The 19643-nt window shown below is 62.6% G+C and carries 18 protein-coding genes; 15 read left to right on the top strand and 3 right to left on the bottom strand.

The features are described 5' to 3' along the window. Nucleotides 1-143 precede the first annotated feature (143 nt). The gene (locus GTP55_RS22520) at nt 144-839 is read right to left on the bottom strand and encodes an HAD family hydrolase (RefSeq protein WP_229258113.1); all 696 of its coding nucleotides are present in this window, start codon (nt 837-839) and stop codon (nt 144-146) included. A 6-nt stretch (nt 840-845) separates the two neighbouring features. Further along, nucleotides 846-1541, bottom strand: a complete 696-nt coding sequence (ubiG, locus tag GTP55_RS22515) for a bifunctional 2-polyprenyl-6-hydroxyphenol methylase/3-demethylubiquinol 3-O-methyltransferase UbiG (protein ID WP_161047061.1) — start codon at nt 1539-1541, stop codon at nt 846-848. A gap of 214 nt (nt 1542-1755) precedes the next feature. Between ubiG and GTP55_RS22510 the strand changes: the two genes are divergently transcribed. After that, nucleotides 1756-2688 carry a DUF535 family protein gene (locus tag GTP55_RS22510; protein WP_161047060.1) on the top strand — a complete coding sequence of 311 codons (933 nt, stop codon included), beginning with the start codon at nt 1756-1758 and terminating at the stop codon, nt 2686-2688. Nucleotides 2689-2871: 183 nt separating this feature from the next. On the opposite strand, the gene ompA is transcribed toward GTP55_RS22510, so the two are convergent. Further along, entirely contained in the window at nt 2872-3585 is a 714-nt protein-coding gene (ompA, locus tag GTP55_RS22505; protein WP_110846864.1) for an outer membrane protein OmpA, read from the bottom strand. A 403-nt stretch (nt 3586-3988) separates the two neighbouring features. Between ompA and gyrA the strand changes: the two genes are divergently transcribed. The 14 genes from gyrA (at nt 3989) to GTP55_RS22435 (ending at nt 19628) form a co-directional block, all read left to right on the top strand. Further along, on the top strand, nt 3989-6619 hold the full coding sequence (gyrA, locus tag GTP55_RS22500) for a DNA gyrase subunit A (protein ID WP_161047059.1): 2631 nt from the start codon (nt 3989-3991) through the stop codon (nt 6617-6619). Between the two features lie 156 nt (nt 6620-6775). Beyond that, nucleotides 6776-7873 (top strand): 3-phosphoserine/phosphohydroxythreonine transaminase, encoded by a 1098-nt coding sequence (serC, locus tag GTP55_RS22495; protein ID WP_161047058.1) that lies wholly within the window; start codon nt 6776-6778, stop codon nt 7871-7873. A gap of 4 nt (nt 7874-7877) precedes the next feature. Next, complete coding sequence (pheA, locus tag GTP55_RS22490; protein WP_161047057.1) at nt 7878-8951, top strand: prephenate dehydratase; 1074 nt, start codon at nt 7878-7880, stop codon at nt 8949-8951. A 17-nt stretch (nt 8952-8968) separates the two neighbouring features. After that, nucleotides 8969-10078: a histidinol-phosphate transaminase gene (gene hisC, locus GTP55_RS22485; protein WP_161047056.1), complete on the top strand. Its 1110-nt coding sequence runs from the start codon at nt 8969-8971 to the stop codon at nt 10076-10078. Beyond that, nucleotides 10079-10993, top strand: a complete 915-nt coding sequence (locus tag GTP55_RS22480; protein ID WP_202423825.1) for a prephenate dehydrogenase — start codon at nt 10079-10081, stop codon at nt 10991-10993. A gap of 108 nt (nt 10994-11101) precedes the next feature. Then, a complete protein-coding gene (aroA, locus tag GTP55_RS22475) occupies nt 11102-12415 on the top strand; it encodes a 3-phosphoshikimate 1-carboxyvinyltransferase (RefSeq protein WP_161047055.1) in 1314 nt (437 codons plus the stop codon). A 5-nt stretch (nt 12416-12420) separates the two neighbouring features. Further along, nucleotides 12421-13089, top strand: a complete 669-nt coding sequence (gene cmk / locus GTP55_RS22470; RefSeq protein ID WP_161047054.1) for a (d)CMP kinase — start codon at nt 12421-12423, stop codon at nt 13087-13089. 76 nt (nt 13090-13165) lie between these two features. Then, nucleotides 13166-14842: a 30S ribosomal protein S1 gene (rpsA, locus tag GTP55_RS22465; RefSeq protein ID WP_110846857.1), complete on the top strand. Its 1677-nt coding sequence runs from the start codon at nt 13166-13168 to the stop codon at nt 14840-14842. Between the two features lie 13 nt (nt 14843-14855). Continuing rightward, complete coding sequence (locus GTP55_RS22460; RefSeq protein WP_072787195.1) at nt 14856-15161, top strand: integration host factor subunit beta; 306 nt, start codon at nt 14856-14858, stop codon at nt 15159-15161. A 108-nt stretch (nt 15162-15269) separates the two neighbouring features. Further along, nucleotides 15270-15572 carry a LapA family protein gene (locus GTP55_RS22455; protein ID WP_161047053.1) on the top strand — a complete coding sequence of 101 codons (303 nt, stop codon included), beginning with the start codon at nt 15270-15272 and terminating at the stop codon, nt 15570-15572. Nucleotides 15573-15596: 24 nt separating this feature from the next. Further along, complete coding sequence (lapB, locus tag GTP55_RS22450) at nt 15597-16772, top strand: lipopolysaccharide assembly protein LapB (RefSeq protein ID WP_161047052.1); 1176 nt, start codon at nt 15597-15599, stop codon at nt 16770-16772. An 83-nt stretch (nt 16773-16855) separates the two neighbouring features. Continuing rightward, complete coding sequence (locus tag GTP55_RS22445; protein WP_161047051.1) at nt 16856-18223, top strand: UDP-glucose dehydrogenase family protein; 1368 nt, start codon at nt 16856-16858, stop codon at nt 18221-18223. Between the two features lie 12 nt (nt 18224-18235). Beyond that, nucleotides 18236-19159 (top strand): D-glycero-beta-D-manno-heptose-7-phosphate kinase, encoded by a 924-nt coding sequence (gene rfaE1 / locus GTP55_RS22440; RefSeq protein WP_371868407.1) that lies wholly within the window; start codon nt 18236-18238, stop codon nt 19157-19159. 148 nt (nt 19160-19307) lie between these two features. Next, nucleotides 19308-19628: a ComEA family DNA-binding protein gene (locus tag GTP55_RS22435; RefSeq protein WP_161047050.1), complete on the top strand. Its 321-nt coding sequence runs from the start codon at nt 19308-19310 to the stop codon at nt 19626-19628. The last annotated feature ends 15 nt before the right edge of the window (nt 19629-19643 follow it).

Here is a 19643-nt window from a genome sequence, read left to right as displayed (position 1 = left end):
GTCTCTCTTTTTCCGATCAGCGGGGTCTTGGCTTTCAGGAAATAAGTAATGCTACGCAGTCATGCGGGAGACTACGCCTACTCTGTCCGTACGGCAACAAAAATCCGTTGTGCAATGCGCCTTGGCGGCGCCAAACCAACAGATCAGGCCGCTAATGCGTCGCCGGCCAGCGCCGCCTGCATCAGCGCCAGCAATTCTGCCGGTTGCCGGAACAGGTAATCGGCCTGCCAGCTTTCCGGCGCCGTGGCGCCGCAATAGCCCCAGCTGCAGGCGATGGTCAGCATATTGGCGGCCTTGCCGGCCTGGATGTCGCGCAGGTCGTCGCCGACATACCAGCACTGTTCAGGCGCCAGCTTGAGGCGGCTGGCCGCTTCCAGCACCGGCGCCGGGTGCGGCTTGGCGTGCGCCGTGGTGTCGCCGGAAATCGCGCAGGCCGCATGGCCGAGGCCGATTTGCGGCAGCAGCGGGTCGGTAAACCGCTTCGACTTGTTGGTGACCACGCCCCATTGCAGCCCGGCCGCCTCGATGCCGGCCAGCAGCTCGGGAATGCCGTCGAACAGCCGGCTGTGGACCGCGATGGCCGCTTCGTAGTTGCTGAAGAACTCATCGCGCAGCGCCAGGTAGCCGTCGTCGTCCGGCGTCAGGCCGAACGAGGCGCCGATCATGCCGCGCGCGCCGGCCGAAGCGGTCGGACGCAGGATCTCATAGGCGGTCGGTGCCAGTCCGCGCGTGCTGCGCAACAGGTTGACGGCGGCGGCCAGGTCGGGCGCGGTGTCGGCCAGCGTGCCGTCGAGGTCGAACAGGATGGCGCGTGGCGCGGCGGGGGGCGGCATGGTCATGGTCATTTACAGAGGGCGGCGGGCAGCCACCAGGTAGTTGACGCTGGTGTCATCGTTGAGCGAATAGATCTTGGTCAGCGGATTGTAGCCCATGCCCTTGAAGCCGGCCACTTCCAGCCCGGCGCTGCGGATGTACTGCGACAGCTCGGAGGGCGTGATGAACTTGTCGTAGTCGTGGGTTCCTTTTGGCAGCATGCGCAGGATGTACTCGGCGCCGATCACGGCAAACAGATACGCCTTGGGATTGCGGTTGAGCGTGGAGAAGAACAGGTGGCCGCCCGGTTTGACCAGCGCGGCGGCGGCGCGCACGATGGCGCCCGGGTCCGGCACGTGTTCCAGCATTTCCATGCAGGTGACCACGTCGTACTGGCCGGGTTCCTGCGCGGCCATGTCTTCGGCGGCGATCAGCTTGTAGCGCACCGCCACGCCGGATTCCAGCGAGTGCAGGTCGGCCACTTTCAGCGCTTTTTCGCCGAGGTCGATGCCGGTGACGGTGGCGCCCTTGCGCGCCATCGATTCGGTCAGGATGCCGCCGCCGCAGCCGATGTCGATCACGTTCTTGCCGGCCAGCGACGCGCGCGCGTTGATCCATTCCAGGCGCAGCGGGTTAATTTCGTGCAGCGGGCGGAACTCGGAGGTCGGGTCCCACCAGCGGTGGGCGAGTTCGGCGAATTTTTGCAGTTCTAATGGATCAGCGTTCATAGATTGGGCAGTTTTATCAGTCTGATCGCTATTTTAAAGCAGCGCGGGCAAAAGCGGCGGCCAGCGTGCATGCGGAGGGCGCGAGTCTTGCGTTGTTGAAGGCGTGTTGCATATGAAACTGCTTTCACAGATGTAATGATTGGGGAAGGTATGTGTCGATACAATACGATACACCGCGCCGTGCAGCGCCTTAACCCGTAGAAAGGATCGATAGATGACGCAAACAATTGCCCAAGAAAGCGGGCCAGTGGCGGTGGTACAGCCGTCGTCCCCCGCGCGCCATGCGCCGCAATACGGGGTGCTGTCGCAGGCTCTGGATTTCACCATGAACCTGCGCAGCCATTTCGTGCTGTCGCGATGGTTGCGCGAGCTGGGCGCGCTGAACAGCGCCGACTTTTATGATGGCGTGCGTTATCGCTACCTGCGCAAGTATTATCTGGGCGGCGGCTTTAACATTCCGCACCGGCTGCGGGTGGCTATCAACCACCACCAGCAGGTGGCGCAGCACTTCCGGACCGGCTTCCTTACTGCGACCAACCGGCACGGAGGCCATACTCTCTGGAAACAGCGTACCGGGGCGGCGTCGCTGTCGATGGCGCTGCGCTTTCCTTACCGCTACAACTTCGACGGTGATCTGTGCCTCACGCTGAATGTCAACAGCACCGATGCCTGTATCCTCACCTTTTCCATTGTGCCGGGCGAAGTGGCTGGCGTAAGCGCAGCGCAGGCGTTGCTGGTGTCCAGCGTGCAAGGTATTGCCGGCAGCATCGACCGCATCCGCCTGGCGACCGAAGAGTGCAACAACGTTTCGCCGGCCCATCTGCTGTTGATGGCGGCCGAAACGTTGGCGATGGCGATTGGCATCAAGGTGCTCGCAGGTATCGGCCAGAGCCACATGCCGCGCATGACCGATACGGTGGCACAGAAGAAGTTGTTTGACTATGACGCCTTCTGGGCGCCGCTGGTGGGCGCCGAGGCGCCGCAGCACTTCTACCACATGGCGCTGCCGTTTGCCGACAAGCCGATTGAAGCCATCCCCGCCAAGCATCGCGGCCGTGCCCGCAAGCGCCGTGAACTGCGCAACCTGATTCGCCACGATATCCAGGCCCAGGCCAGCGCCGTCCTCGCGCGCGATTGCCTGCGATAAGCTGTTTCTTCCGGCCCAAATCCCTGCCGGAATCGCCCTCCCTTAGTTAAACGTGCGCCCGCCGTTTAAACGCGCTCGTCCCTCCCTTCACACGCTGAGGCCGCGCGGCCTGGCGACTATGCGCCCAGACAAAAAAAAACCGCCCGGTTTTCACCGGACGGTTTTTTATGCTGTCAGCGGCAATTACTTGCTGGTGCCGACGACTTCGATTTCTACGCGACGGTTTTTAGCGCGGCCTTCTGCAGTTTTGTTGTCTGCAACTGGCTGTTTCTCGCCTTTACCTTCGGTGTACACGCGGTTAGCTTCAACGCCTTTGGAGATGATGTAGGCTTTGACAGCTTCAGCGCGGCGTACCGACAGCTTCTGGTTGTACTCGTCCGAACCCACCGAGTCGGTGTGACCGACGGCGATGATGACTTCCAGGTTGATCGAACCCAGTTTCGAGGTCACGTCATCCAGCTTGGCTTTGCCTTCTGGTTTGAGGACGGCCTTGTCGAAGTCGAAGAACGCATCGGCTGCGAAGCTGACTTTCTGTGCGGTTGGCACTGGTACTGGCACTGGCGCCGGGGTGGCGGCCGGTGCTGGAGCAGGTGCTGGTGCAACTGGTGGCGGTGGAGCCACGCACTTGCCGTTTTCCAGCTTCTCTGGCTCTACGCACAGTGGCAGATCGCAACCTGGCACGGCATCAGCCGGGGTCCAGTAGCCGGTGCGCCAGCACAGGCCGAACGGGTCACGGGCGATGATGCCGCGGGCATCTTGCACGTAGGCGCTCTTAGGCGTCGACGCCTTGATGTCCTGGGTTACAGGCGCGTACGGAGGGGCCGTCGGCGCGGTCTGGGCGATAGCCGAGCCGGCGAATGCAGCAGAAATAGCCAGCATCGAAATCAGTTTTTTCATATTTTTCTTCCTTTCGGGGGTGATATCCGCAGAAAACTGCGCGACTTTGTGTTGCGTGAGGAGAATTCTACCACGCAGGGGCGTCACACTCATTTCCCGCTTGCGAATCAAGCAATTGACTTCTCGTCCATTTTGCCACAAGCGACTTGGGTCGTAAAAAAAGCTCCAACATGGCGGCTTTTCGCGTTCGACCAAAATGTTGTTTTGTTGCAACGTGATTGTCGATAATAATTGAGTAATGTGTCATGAATATTACAACTTGTTACGTGCGCGCAGTGTGCGCTACACCGCATGAATGCGGCCTCGGCGCGGAAATGCGCTAGTTGCCTTGCGCGCATGCTAAAATCGACCGCTTGCCTGTCTCTTGGGAGAGGCTTAATAAACCACAGTAAACGACCGGCCAATGGATCAATTCGCAAAAGAAACAATCCCTATTTCCCTCGAAGAAGAGATGCGCAAGAGCTACCTCGATTACGCCATGAGCGTGATCGTGGGCCGCGCCTTGCCGGATGTGCGTGACGGCCTCAAGCCTGTACACCGCCGCGTCCTGTACTCGATGCACGAAATGAACAACGTGTGGAATCGCCCCTATGTCAAGTGCGCCCGTGTGGTCGGCGAGACCATGGGTAAGTATCACCCGCACGGCGACGCCTCGATTTACGACACGCTGGTGCGCATGGCGCAGCACTTCTCGCTGCGCTATATGCTGGTCGACGGTCAGGGTAACTTCGGCTCGGTCGACGGTGACGGCGCAGCGGCCATGCGTTACACCGAGTGCCGTCTCGACAAGATTTCCAGCGAGCTGCTGGCCGATATCGACAAGGATACGGTCGACTTCCAGCCCAACTACGACGGCAAGGAAAAAGAACCGACCGTTCTGCCGACCCGCATTCCCAACCTGCTGATCAACGGCTCGTCGGGTATCGCCGTGGGTATGGCCACCAACATCCCGCCGCACAATCTGCACGAAGTGATTGCCGGCGCGCTGCACGTGCTGAACAATCCGGACTGCTCGATCGACGAACTGATCGAACTGATCCCGGCGCCGGACTTCCCGACCGGCGGCACCATCTATGGCGTCTCGGGCGTGCGCGACGGTTACCGCACCGGCCGTGGCCGCGTGGTGATGCGCGCCAAGACCCACTACGAAGAGTACGGCAAGGACGGCGGCCGCACCGCCATCATCGTTGACGAACTGCCGTACCAGGTCAACAAGAAGTCCTTGCTGGAACGCATCGCCGAAAACGTCCGCGACAAGAAACTGGAAGGCATCAGCGACATCCGCGACGAGTCCGACAAGTCGGGCATGCGCGTGGTTATCGAGCTGAAGCGTGGTGAAGTGCCGGAAGTGGTGCTGAACAACCTCTACAAGCAAACCCAGCTGCAAGACACCTTCGGCATGAACATGGTGGCGCTGGTCGACGGCCAGCCCAAGCTGCTGAACCTGAAGGAAATGCTGTCGTGCTTCCTGTCGCACCGCCGCGAAGTGGTCACGCGCCGCACCGTGTTCGAGCTGCGCAAGGCGCGCGAACGTGGCCACGTGCTGGAAGGCCTGGCGGTGGCGCTGGCCAATATCGATGATTTCATCGCCCTGATCAAGGCCGCGCCCACCCCGCCGGTGGCGAAATCGGCGCTGATGGACCGTTCGTGGGATTCGTCGCTGGTGCGCGAGATGCTGGCCCGTACCGGCGAAGGCACCACCGTCGGCGGTATCGAGGCGTTCCGTCCGGAACACCTGCCGAAGCACTACGGCATCCAGGCCGACGGCATGTACAAGCTGTCCGACGACCAGGCGCAAGAGATCCTGCAAATGCGCCTGCAACGCCTGACCGGCCTGGAACAGGACAAGATCGTCAACGAGTACAAGGACGTGATGGCGGAAATCGCCGACCTGCTGGACATCCTGGCCACGCCGTCGCGCGTGACCACCATCATCACCGACGAAATGACATCGATCGTGGGCGAATTCGGCGATCCGACCAAGGACCCGCGCCGTTCCAACATCGAGCACAACGCCAGCGACCTGAATACGGAAGATCTGATCACGCCGCAGGACATGGTGGTGACCCTGTCGCACACCGGCTACATGAAGGCGCAGCCGATCTCCGAGTACCGCGCGCAAAAACGCGGCGGCCGCGGCAAGCAGGCCATGGCCACCAAGGACGAGGACTGGATCGACCAGCTGTTCATCGCCAACACCCACGATTACATCCTGTGCTTCTCCAACCGCGGCCGTCTGTACTGGCTGAAGGTGTGGGAAGTGCCGCAAGGCTCGCGCAACTCGCGCGGCAAGCCGATCGTCAACATGTTCCCATTGGCGGACAACGAGAAGATCACCGTGATCCTGCCGCTGTCGGGCGAGAACCGCACCTTCCCGGAAGACCACTACGTCTTCATGTCCACCAGCCTGGGCACCGTGAAGAAAACGCCGCTGAAAGACTTCAGCAATCCACGCAAGGCCGGCATCATCGCGGTCGACCTGGACGAGGGCGACTTCCTGATCGGCGCCGCGCTGACCGATGGCGAACACGATGTGATGCTGTTCTCCGACGCCGGCAAGGCCGTGCGCTTCGACGAGAACGACGTACGCCCGATGGGCCGTAACGCCCGCGGCGTGCGCGGCATGAACCTCGACGAAGGCCAGCGCGTGATTGCGCTGCTGGTGGCCGAGAACGAGCAGCAGTCGGTGCTGACCGCGACCGAAAACGGCTTCGGCAAGCGCACTCCGATCACCGAGTACACCCGTCATGGCCGCGGCACCAAGGGCATGATAGCGATCCAGACGTCCGAACGGAATGGTCGCGTGGTGGCGGCAACGCTGGTGGAACCGACCGATGAGATCATGCTGATCACCACCGGCGGCGTCCTGATCCGCACCCGCGTGTCGGAGATCCGTGAGATGGGCCGCGCGACCCAGGGCGTGACCCTGATCGCCGTGGAAGACGGCACCAAGCTGTCCGGCCTGCAGCGCGTGGTCGAGACCGACATTGACGAAGTCGAGCTGGAACCGGGCCCGGATTCAGCGACGGAGTAAAACTCACTCTGTGAGGAGCCAGCGGGGCCACGACTATTGCGCGACAATAGAACTGGCCCCGTTTTATTAATACCGTCATTCCCGCGCAGGCGGGAATCCATACGCAGCATGGGTCCCCGCTTGCGCGGGAACGACGGGCTGCAAAAGGAATGCAACGTGACTCACATCTACAACTTTTCCGCCGGCCCTGCCGTACTGCCGAAGGAAGTGCTGACGCAAGCAGCCGCCGAAATGCTGGACTGGCACGGCAGCGGCATGTCGGTGATGGAGATGAGCCACCGCGGACCGGAGTTTATGTCGATTTACAAGGCGGCCGAGCGCGATCTGCGCGAGCTGCTGGCAGTACCGGACAATTACAAGATCTTGTTCATGCAGGGCGGCGGACTGTCGCAGAACGCCCTGATCCCGTTGAACCTGCTGGGCCACAAGCCCGCCGGCGCAACCATCGATTTCATTCACACCGGTTCGTGGTCGGGCAAATCCATCAAGGAAGCCGCCAAGTACGCCAGCGTGAACATCGCCGCGTCGTCGATGACGTCGGTGCCGCCGCAGAGCGAGTGGCAGCTGACGCCCGGCGCGGCCTATCTGCACATGTGCACCAACGAGACCATCGACGGCGTCGAGTACGACTTTGACGGCGGCGTGCCGGATGCGGCCGACCCGCGTCTGGCCGGCGTGCCGCTGGTGGCCGACATGTCGTCGCACATTTTGTCGCGCGTGATCGACGTCGCCAAATACGGCGTGATCTTCGCCGGCGCGCAGAAGAACATCGGTCCGGCCGGCGTCACCATCGTCATCATCCGCGACGACCTGCTGGGTCAGGCGCTGCCGGCCTGTCCGTCGGCGTTCGACTTCAAGCTGGTGGCCGACAACGAATCGATGTACAACACGCCGCCGACCTATGGCATCTACATCGCCGGCCTGGTGTTCCAGTGGCTGAAGGCGCAGGGCGGCGTGGCCGAGATGGAGCGCCGCGCCAAGGCCAAGGCCGCGCTGCTGTACGCGGCGCTGGACGTCGACGATTTTTATCAGAATCGCGTGGCGCTGCACAACCGTTCCCGCATGAACGTGCCTTTCTACCTGAAGGACGAGAGCAGGAACGAAGCATTCCTGGCCGGCGCCAAAGCGCGCGGGCTGCTGCAACTGAAGGGCCACAAGTCCGTCGGCGGTATGCGCGCATCGATCTACAACGCGATGCCTATCGAGGGCGTGCAAGCGCTCGTAGACTACTTGAACGAATTCGCTGGCCGATAATTCCATGAACGACAAACTCAAACCATTGCGCGAACAGATCGACTCGATCGACGCCCAAATCCTCGACCTGCTGAACCAGCGCGCGCGCGTCGCGCAGGCAGTGGGCCATGTCAAAGCCGAAACCGGCGCACCGGTGTTCCGTCCGGAACGCGAAGCGCAGGTGCTGCGCGGCGTGGCCGAACGCAATCCGGGCCCGATGGGCAACGCCGAACTGCAGACCATCTGGCGCGAAATCATGTCCGCCTGCCGTTCGCTGGAAAAGCGCGTCACCGTGGCCTTCCTCGGCCCGGCCGGCACCTACAGCGAGCAGGCGGTGTACGAACAATTCGGCACCGCCGTCGACGTGCTGCCATGCGCCTCGATTGACGAAGTGTTCCGCGCCACCGAAGCCGGCACCGCCGAATTCGGCGTGGTGCCGGTCGAGAATTCGACCGAAGGCGCGATCGGCCGCACGCTCGACCTGATGCTGCATACGCCGCTGACCATCAGCGGCGAAGTGTCGATCGCCGTGCGTCACAGCCTGCTGACCGGCAGCGGCAATATGGACGGCGTCACCGCCATCTGTGCCCACGCGCAGGCGCTGGCGCAGTGCCAGATCTGGTTGAACAACAACTACCCGGACCTTGAGCGCATCGCCGTCTCGTCCAATGCCGAAGCGGCGCGCATGGCGCGCGACGACCACAAGCTGGCGGCGATTGCCGGCGAACGCGCCGGCGTGCGTTACAGCCTGGGCACCGTCAAGGCCAACATCCAGGACGATCCGCACAACCGCACGCGCTTTGCGGTGATTGGTTCGCTGCAGGCCGGCCCGTCGGGCGAAGACCGCACCTCGCTGGCGCTGGCCGCGCCGCACAAGGCGGGTTCGATTTACCGCCTGCTTGGATCGCTGGCGCAGCACGGCGTGTCGATGACGCGCTTTGAATCGCGCCCGGCGCGCACCGGCACCTGGGAATACTACTTCTACGTCGACGTGCAAGGCCATCTGCAGGATCCTGCGGTGGCCAGCGCGCTGGCCGAATTGCAGAGCAACGCTGCCTTCTTCAAGGTGCTGGGTTCCTACCCGGTCAGCCTGACCTGATAATAAAGAGAGACACCATGACCAACAACTACGGCCCGGAATACATCCGCGCTATCGCTCCTTACCAAGCCGGCAAACCGATCGCGGAAGTCGCGCGCGAATTCGGCCTGGATGAAGCCAGCATCATCAAGCTGGCGTCGAACGAGAATCCGTTCGGCGTGCCGGAATCGGCCAGACAGGCCATGGCCGCCGCCGTGGCGGAACTGGGCCGCTACCCGGACGCCAATGGCTTCGACCTGAAAGGCGCGCTGTCCAACCGCTACGACGTGCCAGCCGACTGGATCACGCTGGGCAACGGCTCCAACGACATCCTGGAAATCGCCGCGCACGCACTGGTGGAGCGCGGCCAGTCGATTGTCTACTCGCAGTATTCGTTCGCGATTTATGCGCTGGCGGCGCAGGGCGTCGGCGCGCAGCACATCGTCACCCCGGCCAAGGCCTACGGCCATGACCTGTCGGCCATGCTGGCGGCGATCCGCGACGACACGCGCCTGGTGTTCATCGCCAACCCGAACAACCCGACCGGCACGTTTATTCCAGCCGCCGAAATCGAGGCTTTCCTGGCCAAGGTGCCATCGCACGTGGTGGTGGTGCTGGACGAGGCGTACAACGAATTCCTGGCGCAGCAGGACCAGTTTGAATCGGCGGAGTGGGTAAAGAAGTATCCCAACCTGCTGGTGTCGCGCACCTTCTCGAAAGCGTACGGCCTGGCTGGCCTGCGCGTGGGCTTCGCGATTGCGCAGCCGGCGCTGACCGATCTGCTGAACCGCGTGCGTCAGCCGTTCAACGTCAACTCGCTGGCGCAGGCTGCGGCCATCGCTGCGCTGAACGACATGGATTTCCTGCAAAAAGGCGCAGAGAACAACACCGCCGGCTACCAGCAATATGTAGCGGCGTTCGACAAGCTGGGGCTGGAGTACGTGCCGTCGTACGGTAACTTCGTGCTGGTCAAGGTTGGTGACGATGCCGGCGCCGGCGCGCGCGTCAATCTGTCGCTGCTGAAGCAGGGCGTGATCGTGCGTCCGGTGGGCGGATATGGTCTGCCGGAGTGGCTGCGCGTGTCCATCGGCCTGCCGGAAGAGAATGAGGCTTTCATCGAGGCGCTGACGGTCGCGTTGGCGGAGTAAATGCTGAACAAAGTCGTTATATTTGGCGTTGGCCTGATTGGCGGTTCGTTTGCGCTGGCGCTGAAGAAGGCCGGCGCGGTGCGCGAGATCGTCGGCGTCGGCCGTTCGGCAGCGTCGATGGCGCGGGCGCTGGAGCTGGGCATTATCGACAGCATCGGCGTGACCGTCGAGCCGTCGCTGGCTGGCGCGCTGCACGGCGCCGATCTGGTGCTGCTGGCCGCGCCGGTGGCGCAAACCGCAGCCATTCTGGCGGCGATAGCGCCGCATCTGGCGGCAGGCACGGTCGTCACGGACGCCGGCAGCACCAAGTCGGACGTGGTGGCTGCCGCGCGCCAGGCGCTGGGCGGCAAGGTCGCGCAGTTCGTGCCCGGCCACCCGATCGCCGGCCGCGAGACCAATGGTCCCGACGCCGCCATCGACCATCTATACATCGGCAAGAAAGTGGTGCTGACCGCGCTGGCCGAAAACAGCGAGGCGGATATTGAGCGCGTGGCGGCTGCCTGGCGTGCCTGCGGTGCGCTGATCCATCGGCTGACGCCCGAAGCGCATGACAAGGTGTTTGCGGCGGTGAGCCATCTGCCGCATTTGCTGGCGTATGCGCTGGTGGACGATGTGGCCAACAAGCCGCATGCGGATTTGCTGTTCCAGTATGCCGCCAGCGGCTTCCGCGATTTCACGCGCATCGCCGGCTCGTCGCCGGAGATGTGGCGCGACATCAGCCTGGCCAACCAGCCGGCGTTATTGGCGGAGCTGGATGCGTACATGGCACAATTGACGCAACTGCGCGCGCATCTGGCCGCCCACGACGGCGGAGCGCTGGAGCGCGTCTACAGCAACGCCCAGCACGCCCGTCACCAATGGATCACCGCGATCGAAGCCGCCGAGGCGCCGCAGTCGCCGGATAAAGCAGGATAAAGAAGATAGCCGCCGTCGCTCCCGCGCAGGCGGGAGCCTATAGAACGCGCGCTCAGCAATGGATTCCCGCCTGCGCGGGAATGACGGTGCGGGCGCTAAAGGAACAATATGACTCACGAATACCTCGACCTGCAAACGGTCGCCCACGTTGAAGGCACGGTGCGTTTGCCGGGCTCGAAATCCATTTCCAACCGCATCCTGCTGCTGTCGGCACTGTCGCAAGGGCAGGTCGCCATCGTCGACCTGCTGGCGTCGGACGACACCGCCGTCATGCTGGCCGCCTTGCGCTCGCTCGGCGTGCAGTGGACCGAGGAGCAGACCGCCACCGGCACCATCCACCACGTCACCGGCGTGGCCGGCGTGCTGCCGAATAAATCGGCCGATCTGTTCATGGGTAACGCCGGCACCGCGATCCGTCCGCTGACCGCCGCATTGGCCGTCATCGGCGGCGACTACACGCTGCACGGCGTGCCGCGCATGCACGAGCGGCCGATCGGCGATCTGGTCGACGCCCTCAACGCCGCCGGCACCAACGTCGAATACACCGGCAATCCCGGCTTTCCGCCGCTGCACATCAAGCAGGGCAAGATCACCGCCCAGCGCCTGTCGGTGCGCGGCGATGTGTCGAGCCAGTTCCTGACCGCGCTGCTGATGGTGGCGCCACTGATGGCCAAGGCGCACGCGATCACCATCGACGTCATCGGCGAACTGATTTCCAAGCCGTACATCGAAATCACGCTGAACCTGATCCGCCGCTTCGGCGTGCAGGTCGAGCAGGATGGCTGGGCCGCGTTCACCATCCAGCCCGGCCAGGTCTACCAGTCGCCCGGCACCATTCACGTGGAGGGCGATGCGTCGTCGGCGTCGTACTTCCTGGCGGCCGGCGCGATCGGCGGCGGTCCGGTGCGGGTCGAGGGCGTGGGTAATAACAGCATTCAGGGCGACGTCCGCTTCGCCGCCGCGCTGGCGCAGATGGGGGCGCAGATCACCATGGGCGACAACTGGATCGAAGCGCGCGCCAATGGTCCGCTGAAGGCCATCGATGCCGATTTCAATCACATTCCCGACGCCGCCATGACCATCGCCATCGCCGCGCTGTATGCGGACGGTCCGTCGACGCTGCGCAATATCGCCAGCTGGCGCGTCAAGGAAACCGACCGCATCGCCGCCATGGCGACCGAGTTGCGCAAGGTTGGCGCCATCGTGGAGGAGGGCCCGGACTACATCAAGGTGACGCCGCCGGCCGCGCTGTCGCCTGCTACTATCGACACCTACGACGATCACCGCATGGCGATGTGCTTCTCGCTGGTGTCGCTGGATGGCGCCGCGCGCAAGGGCGCGCCGACCCGCATCAACGATCCCAAGTGCGTGAACAAGACGTTCCCCGAGTACTTCGCCGCCTTTGCCAAAATAGCACGATAACCGATATGCCAACTTCCCAGATTCCAGTCATCACCATCGACGGCCCGACCGCGTCCGGCAAGGGCACGGTCGCGCACCGCGTTGCCGACCAGCTCGGCTTCCATTATCTGGATTCCGGCGCGCTGTACCGCCTGACGGCGTTGTCGGCGCTGCGCCGCGCCACCGACCTGACCGACGAGCATGCGCTGGCCAAGCTGGCCGAGCACCTGCATTGCAGTTTCCAGGGCGGCAACATCATTCTGTCGCATGAAAACGTCACCGACGCGATCCGCGCGGAAGAGGTCGGCAACACGGCGTCCAAGATCGCCACGTTCCCGGCGGTGCGCCATGCGCTGACGGGGCTGCAACTGGGTTTCCGCAAGGCGCCGGGCCTGGTGGCCGACGGCCGCGACATGGGGTCGGTGATCTTCCCGCACGCCCAATTGAAGGTGTTTTTGACGGCTTCCGTGGCAGCGCGCGCGGGTCGCCGATATAAGCAATTGATAGACAAGGGTTTTTCTGCTAATATGGAAGACCTCCTGATGGATTTGCAGGCCCGCGATGACCGTGATACGAAACGGACCATTGCGCCGCTGGTCCCGGCAGAAGGGGCATACGTGCTCGATACCTCGGAAATGAATGCTGATGAAGCGGTCGCCCAGGTCTTGAAATGGTATGCCGGTAGCACCAAGTAGTACCTTTTATTAACCTAACCCAGTTGAAGACGCATACCGCGCACCTTACTGGTTACCTGGAAATACAATGTCTAATATGGAAAGTTTTGCAGCCCTCTTCGAGGAATCCCTGTCGCGTCAAGACATGCGTTCGGGCGAAGTTATTTCGGCTGAAGTCGTTCGTCTGGATCACAACTTCGTGATCGTCAACGCAGGCCTGAAATCGGAAGCTTTCATCCCTGTTGAAGAATTCAAAAATGACCAAGGCGAACTGGAAGTCAAAGTAGGTGACTTCGTTTCCGTGGCCATCGAATCGCTGGAAAATGGTTTCGGCGATACCATCCTGTCGCGCGACAAGGCCAAGCGTCTGGCTTCGTGGCTGGCACTGGAAAAAGCAATGGAATCGGGCGAGATCGTCGTCGGTACCGTGAACGGCAAAGTCAAGGGCGGCCTGACCGTTCTGACCAACGGCATCCGTGCCTTCCTGCCAGGTTCGCTGGTCGACACCCGTCCGGTCAAAGACACCACCCCATTCGAAGGCAAGACCCTCGAATTCAAAGTCATCAAACTGGACCGCAAGCGTAACAACGTCGTTCTGTCCCGCCGCGCCGTCATCGAAGCTTCGATGGGCGAAGAGCGTCAGAAACTGATGGAAACGCTGAAAGAAGGCACCGTGGTCACCGGCGTGGTGAAAAACATCACCGACTACGGCGCGTTCGTGGATCTGGGCGGCATCGACGGCCTGCTGCACATCACCGACCTGGCATGGCGTCGTGTGCGTCACCCATCGGAAGTGCTGACCGTGGGTCAAGAGATCACCGCCAAAGTCCTGAAATACGATCAAGAGAAGAACCGTGTTTCGCTGGGCGTGAAACAACTGGGCGACGATCCTTGGACCGGTCTGTCCCGTCGTTACCCACAAGGCACCCGTCTGTTCGGTAAAGTGACGAACCTGACCGACTACGGCGCGTTCGTCGAAGTCGAGCAAGGCATCGAAGGCCTGGTTCACGTGTCCGAAATGGACTGGACCAACAAAAACGTCGCGCCAAACAAAGTTGTCCAGCTGGGCGACGAAGTAGAAGTGATGGTTCTGGAAATCGACGAAGAGCGTCGTCGTATTTCGCTGGGCATGAAACAGTGCAAAGCCAATCCATGGGACGACTTCGGTGTGACCCATAAGAAAGGTGACAAAGTCCGCGGCGCGATCAAATCGATCACCGACTTCGGCGTGTTCATCGGTCTGGCTGGCAACATCGACGGCCTGGTGCACCTGTCCGACCTGTCGTGGACCGAGTCCGGCGAAGAAGCCGTACGCAAGTTCAAGAAAGGTGACGAACTGGAAGCCATCGTTCTGGCCATCGACGTTGAGCGTGAGCGCGTGTCGCTGGGCGTCAAGCAACTGGAAGGCGATCCATTCAACAACTACGCCGCCATGAACGACAAAGGTTCGCTGGTGACCGGTACCGTGAAATCGGTTGAGCCTAAAGGCGCCGTGATCCAACTGTCGGAAGAAGTTGAAGGCTACCTGCGCGCTTCGGAAATCTCGCGTGACCGCGTGGAAGATGCTGGCACCCACCTGAAAGTCGGCGACTCCGTCGAAGCTCTGGTGATCAACATCGACCGTAAAGCACGTTCGATCCAGCTGTCGATCAAGGCGAAAGACTCGGCTGACACCGCTGAAGCGATGAAATCGATCGCTTCGGACAGCAGCGCCGCTTCGGGCACCACCAGCCTGGGCGCACTGCTGAAAGCCAAGCTGGACAACAAGAACTAAGAAGAACTAGTCGATGACTAAGTCCGAACTGATCAACCGCCTGGCTGAGCGTTATTCTCAGCTGGTGGCCAAGGATGCGGAATATGCCGTCAAGACCATTCTGGATGCGATGACCAACGCTTTGTCGACCGGTCAGCGCATCGAGATCCGCGGTTTTGGCAGCTTTGCCCTCAACAGCCGGCCGCCGCGCATCGGACGCAATCCGAAGTCGGGCGATAAAGTGATGGTGCCCGAGAAAAGGGTGCCTCACTTCAAACCGGGCAAGCAGTTGCGTGAACGGGTTGACGCGATGGTCGGGCAACCGATCATCGAGGACTGAAGCATTCCATAGTTAAGTAAAAGCGGCGTCCGATGGATGCCGCTTTTTTTTTGTTGGCCGAGGTGCGATACTGGCACCCTCGTACACCACTCCACAGGACAACGGCTGATGAAATTCATCTCCACCCTTATTGGTTTTGTCATCTTCATCCTGTTTTTCGGCTTCGCGCTGAAGAACACGCAGGAAGTCGACCTGCATCTGTTCCTGCACTATGAGCTGCGCGGCCCGCTGGTGCTGATGCTGCTCGGTTTCTTCGTGTCCGGCGCCGCGCTGGGCGTGCTGGCGCTGACGCCAACCGTGTTCCGCCACCGTCGCGAAACCAATAAACACAAAACCACCATCAACACGCTGCAAAGCTCGGCCCAGCAGGTCACCCGCCAGCCGCAGCCCGACAGCGTCATTACCGAATAACAGCACGAGCACAATAACAAACACATGGAATTTGAACTCTGGTGGTTACTGGGCATCCCGGTCTTCTTCGCCCTCGGATGGCTGGCGGCCCGCGTCGATATACGCCAATTGATTTCGGAGTCGCGCACGCTGCCGCGCGGCTATTACAAGGGCCTGAACTTCCTGCTGAATGACCAGCAGGACAAGGCGGTCGACGCCTTCATCGAGATCCTGCAGCTGGACCCGGAATCGGCCGACATGCACTTCGCGCTGGGCAGTTTGTTCCGCCGCCGCGGCGAGACCGAGCGCGCCATCCGCGTGCACCAGAATCTGCTGGCGCGGCCCGACCTGCCGCAGGTGCAGAAGGAGCAGGCGCAGTATGAGCTGGGCATGGACTACCTGAAGGCCGGCCTGCTGGACCGCGCCGAGGAAACCTTCAACACCATGCTGCAAGGGCAGTATGGCGTGCAGGCGCGCCGCGCGCTGCTGGAGATCTTCCAGCGCGAGAAGGAGTGGCCGCGCGCCATCGAGGCGGCCATCGGCCTGCAGGAAGCCGGCGCCGGTTCGCGCCAGAAGCAGATCGCGCAGTTCTACTGCGAGCTGGCGCAGGACGCGCTGGTGCACCTGCATCCGGAACAGGCGCTGGAGCTGCTGGAGAAGTCGCTGCAGGCCGACCGCGTCAACGTCCGCGCCACCATGCTGACCGGCGACGCGCAGCTGGTGCAGGGCGACGTCGAAGGCGCGCTGATGACCTGGCGCCGTGTCGAGCAAATCAGCGTGCCGCACGTGGCGCTGGTGGCGCAGCGGCTGATGGACGGCTACCGCAAGGTGGGCCGCCCGCAGGAAGGCGTCAACCTGCTGAAGTCCTATCTGGAGCAGGCGTCGTCGATCGACCTGATCGAAGTGGTCTACAAGGCGGTGCTGGAGCTGGACGGCATGGACGCCGCCAAGCAGCTGATCTCCAATGAACTGCGCCGCACGCCAACGCTGCTGGGCCTCGACAAGCTGCTCGAAGCGCGCCTGATGGATGCGCCGCCGAACCTGGTGTCGGAGCTGTCGATGGTGAAGAACCTGGTGCACAGCTACACGCAGAAGCTGGCGCGCTATCAGTGCAGCCATTGCGGTTTCAAGGCGCGCCAGTTCTATTGGCAGTGCCCTGGCTGCAGCCGTTGGGAGACGTACCCGCCGCGCCGCACCGAAGAATTGAATGTTATGAACTGACGTCATTCCCGCGCACGCGGGAATCCATGCTGAGTATGGGTTCCCGCCGATGCGGGAACGACGGTGATGAAAGACTGCAAACTATGAAAATTACCATTATCGGCACCGGCTACGTCGGCCTGGTCACCGGCGCCTGCCTGGCGGAGCTGGGCAACGATGTGTTCTGCCTGGACCTTGACCAGCGCAAGATCGACCTGCTCAACAGCGGCGGCATCCCGATCCACGAACCGGGCCTGGCGGAAGTCGTGGCGCGCAACCGCGCCGCCGGCCGTATCCAGTTCTCGACCGACGTCGCCGCTTCGGTGGCGCATGGCGATGTGCAGTTTATCGCGGTCGGCACGCCGCCTGACGAAGACGGCTCGGCCGACCTGCAATACGTGCTGGCGGCGGCGCGCAACATCGGCCAGCACATGACCGGCTTCAAGGTCATCGTCGACAAGTCCACCGTGCCGGTCGGCACCGGCGACCGCGTCAAGGCGACGCTGCAGGAAGCGCTGACCGCGCGCGGCGTCGCTGCCACCTTCTCGGTGGTGTCGAATCCGGAATTCCTGAAAGAGGGCGCGGCGGTCGAGGACTTCATGCGTCCGGACCGCATCGTCATCGGCCATGACAAAACGCCGGAAGGCGAAAAGGCTGCGGCGATGATGAAGAAGCTGTACGCGCCATTCAACCGCAATCACGAACGCACCTTCTGGATGGACGTGCGCTCGGCCGAATTCACCAAGTACGCCGCCAACTCGATGCTGGCCACGCGCATCTCGTTCATGAACGAACTGGCCAACCTGGCTGACCGCGTCGGCGTGGACATTGAAGCGGTGCGTCACGGCATCGGCTCCGATCCGCGCATCGGCCACAGCTTCCTGTACGCCGGCGCTGGCTACGGCGGCTCGTGCTTCCCGAAAGACGTGCAGGCGCTGGAGCGCACCGCGCGCCAGTACGATCAGGATCTGCTGATCCTGCGCGCGGTGGAAGCGGTCAACGACAAGCAGAAGCTGGTGCTGGGCCAGAAGGTCATCAAGCGCTTCGGCCAAGACCTGAGCGGCCAGCATTTCGCCATCTGGGGGCTGGCCTTCAAGCCGAATACCGACGACATGCGCGAAGCGCCGGCCCGCGTGCTGGTGCGCCAGCTGCTCGACGCCGGCGCCACGGTGGCGGTGTACGATCCGGTGGCGATGGAAGAAGCCCGGCGCGTACTGGCGCTGGACCTGAGCGCGGACGAACTGGCGCGCGTGCGCTTTGCCAGCAGCCCGACCGATGCGCTGAGCGGCGCCGAGGCGCTGGTGATCGTCACCGAATGGAAGGCCTTCCGCAGCCCGGACTTCGTCAAGATCAAGACGCTGCTCAAGCATGCGGTGATCTTCGACGGCCGCAACCTGTTCGCGCCGGACGCGATGGTGGACGCGGGCTTTGAATACCACGGCATCGGCCGTTCCATCCTGACCCGCAGCTGAACGAGGCGTAATGTGACGACGAATCTGGATAATGTACGCATTTTGGTGGTGGGCGACGTCATGCTGGACCGTTACTGGTTCGGGGACGTCAGCCGCATTTCGCCGGAAGCCCCGGTGCCGGTGGTGCGCATCGCCCGCCGCGAGGCGCGTCTGGGCGGCGCCGCCAATGTGGCGCGCAATGCCGCCGCGCTGGGCGCGCAGGCCGGCCTGCTGGGCATCGTCGGCAACGACGAGGCGGGCGACGAGGTGCAGCAGCTGCTGGAAGGCAGCGGCATCCGCAGCTACCTGAAGCGCGACGCTGCGATTTCCACCATCATCAAGCTGCGCGTGATCGGCCGCCAGCAGCAGATGGTGCGCATCGACTTTGAGGAAGCGCCGACCGACACCGTGTTGCGCGACAAGCTGGAACAGTTCAAGACGCTGCTGCCGGATTACGACGTGATCGTGCTGTCGGACTACGCCAAGGGCAGCCTGGTGGCGGTGGCCGACATGATCGCCGCCGCGCGCGCGGCCGGCAAGGTGGTGATGGTCGATCCGAAGGGCGACGATTTCACCCGCTACGCCGGCGCCACGGTGCTGACGCCGAACAAGGCGGAATTCAAGCTGATCGCCGGCTCGTGGAGTACCGAAGACCAGCTGACCGCCAAGGCGCAGGCGATGCGCGCGGAGCTGAAGCTGGACGCGCTGCTGCTGACCCGCTCGGAAGAAGGCATGACGCTGTACACCGACGGCGCGCAGGTCCACATGCCGGCGCAGGCGCGCGAAGTGTTCGACGTTTCCGGCGCCGGTGACACCGTGATTGCCACCATGGCCTGCATGCTGGGCACGGGCGCCGGCTGGCAGCAGGCGGTGGAAACCGCCAACCGCGCCGGCGGCATCGTGGTCGGCAAGCTGGGCACGGCTACCGTCACGCGCGAGGAATTGTTCGCGTCCTGATTGGCCCGTGCCGGCAACGTCCGCCTATACGTTTGAAAAGTAAGCGGCTTGATCTGGCTCAGGCGGGCGCGTCAACGCTGGCGCGCTGGTGTCGTTATGGTGGCTGCAAGCTGCGATGGTCGCGCTTGCAGATAACCAAGGAGACATCATGATCAAGCAACTGATACTGGCGGTGGCCGCGCTGGCGGCCAGCATCACGCTGGCCTGGGCCCAGGTCGACGTCAATAAGGCCGACGAGGCCGCGCTGGACAGCGTTCGCGGCCTGGGACCGGCCAAAACCAAGGCCATTCTGGAAGAGCGCAAGAAAGGCGAATTCAAGGACTGGGCCGATTTTGAACAGCGCGTCAAAGGCGTCGGCGAGAAGAGCGCCATCCGCCTGTCGGAAGCGGGTTTGCAGGTGAATGGCAAATCGAAAGACGGCGCGCCGGCCAAGGCTGCCGCCACCGCCCCCGCCAAGTCTACCAAGTAGCAGCCCGGCCGCGCA

This window comes from Duganella margarita (assembly GCF_009857535.1).
Classification (GTDB): domain Bacteria; phylum Pseudomonadota; class Gammaproteobacteria; order Burkholderiales; family Burkholderiaceae_D; genus Rugamonas; species Rugamonas margarita.
This window is presented reverse-complemented; position numbering and strand designations above follow the sequence as displayed.

Coding starts and splice junctions, on each gene's coding strand:
- GTP55_RS22520 (WP_229258113.1), bottom strand. CDS start 839: ATGACCATGCCGCCCCCCGCCGCGCCACGCGCCATCCTGTTCGACCTC.
- ubiG (WP_161047061.1), bottom strand. CDS start 1,541: ATGAACGCTGATCCATTAGAACTGCAAAAATTCGCCGAACTCGCCCAC.
- GTP55_RS22510 (WP_161047060.1), top strand. CDS start 1,756: ATGACGCAAACAATTGCCCAAGAAAGCGGGCCAGTGGCGGTGGTACAG.
- ompA (WP_110846864.1), bottom strand. CDS start 3,585: ATGAAAAAACTGATTTCGATGCTGGCTATTTCTGCTGCATTCGCCGGC.
- gyrA (WP_161047059.1), top strand. CDS start 3,989: ATGGATCAATTCGCAAAAGAAACAATCCCTATTTCCCTCGAAGAAGAG.
- pheA (WP_161047057.1), top strand. CDS start 7,878: ATGAACGACAAACTCAAACCATTGCGCGAACAGATCGACTCGATCGAC.
- hisC (WP_161047056.1), top strand. CDS start 8,969: ATGACCAACAACTACGGCCCGGAATACATCCGCGCTATCGCTCCTTAC.
- GTP55_RS22480 (WP_202423825.1), top strand. CDS start 10,079: ATGCTGAACAAAGTCGTTATATTTGGCGTTGGCCTGATTGGCGGTTCG.
- aroA (WP_161047055.1), top strand. CDS start 11,102: ATGACTCACGAATACCTCGACCTGCAAACGGTCGCCCACGTTGAAGGC.
- cmk (WP_161047054.1), top strand. CDS start 12,421: ATGCCAACTTCCCAGATTCCAGTCATCACCATCGACGGCCCGACCGCG.
- rpsA (WP_110846857.1), top strand. CDS start 13,166: ATGGAAAGTTTTGCAGCCCTCTTCGAGGAATCCCTGTCGCGTCAAGAC.
- GTP55_RS22460 (WP_072787195.1), top strand. CDS start 14,856: ATGACTAAGTCCGAACTGATCAACCGCCTGGCTGAGCGTTATTCTCAG.
- GTP55_RS22455 (WP_161047053.1), top strand. CDS start 15,270: ATGAAATTCATCTCCACCCTTATTGGTTTTGTCATCTTCATCCTGTTT.
- lapB (WP_161047052.1), top strand. CDS start 15,597: ATGGAATTTGAACTCTGGTGGTTACTGGGCATCCCGGTCTTCTTCGCC.
- GTP55_RS22445 (WP_161047051.1), top strand. CDS start 16,856: ATGAAAATTACCATTATCGGCACCGGCTACGTCGGCCTGGTCACCGGC.
- GTP55_RS22435 (WP_161047050.1), top strand. CDS start 19,308: ATGATCAAGCAACTGATACTGGCGGTGGCCGCGCTGGCGGCCAGCATC.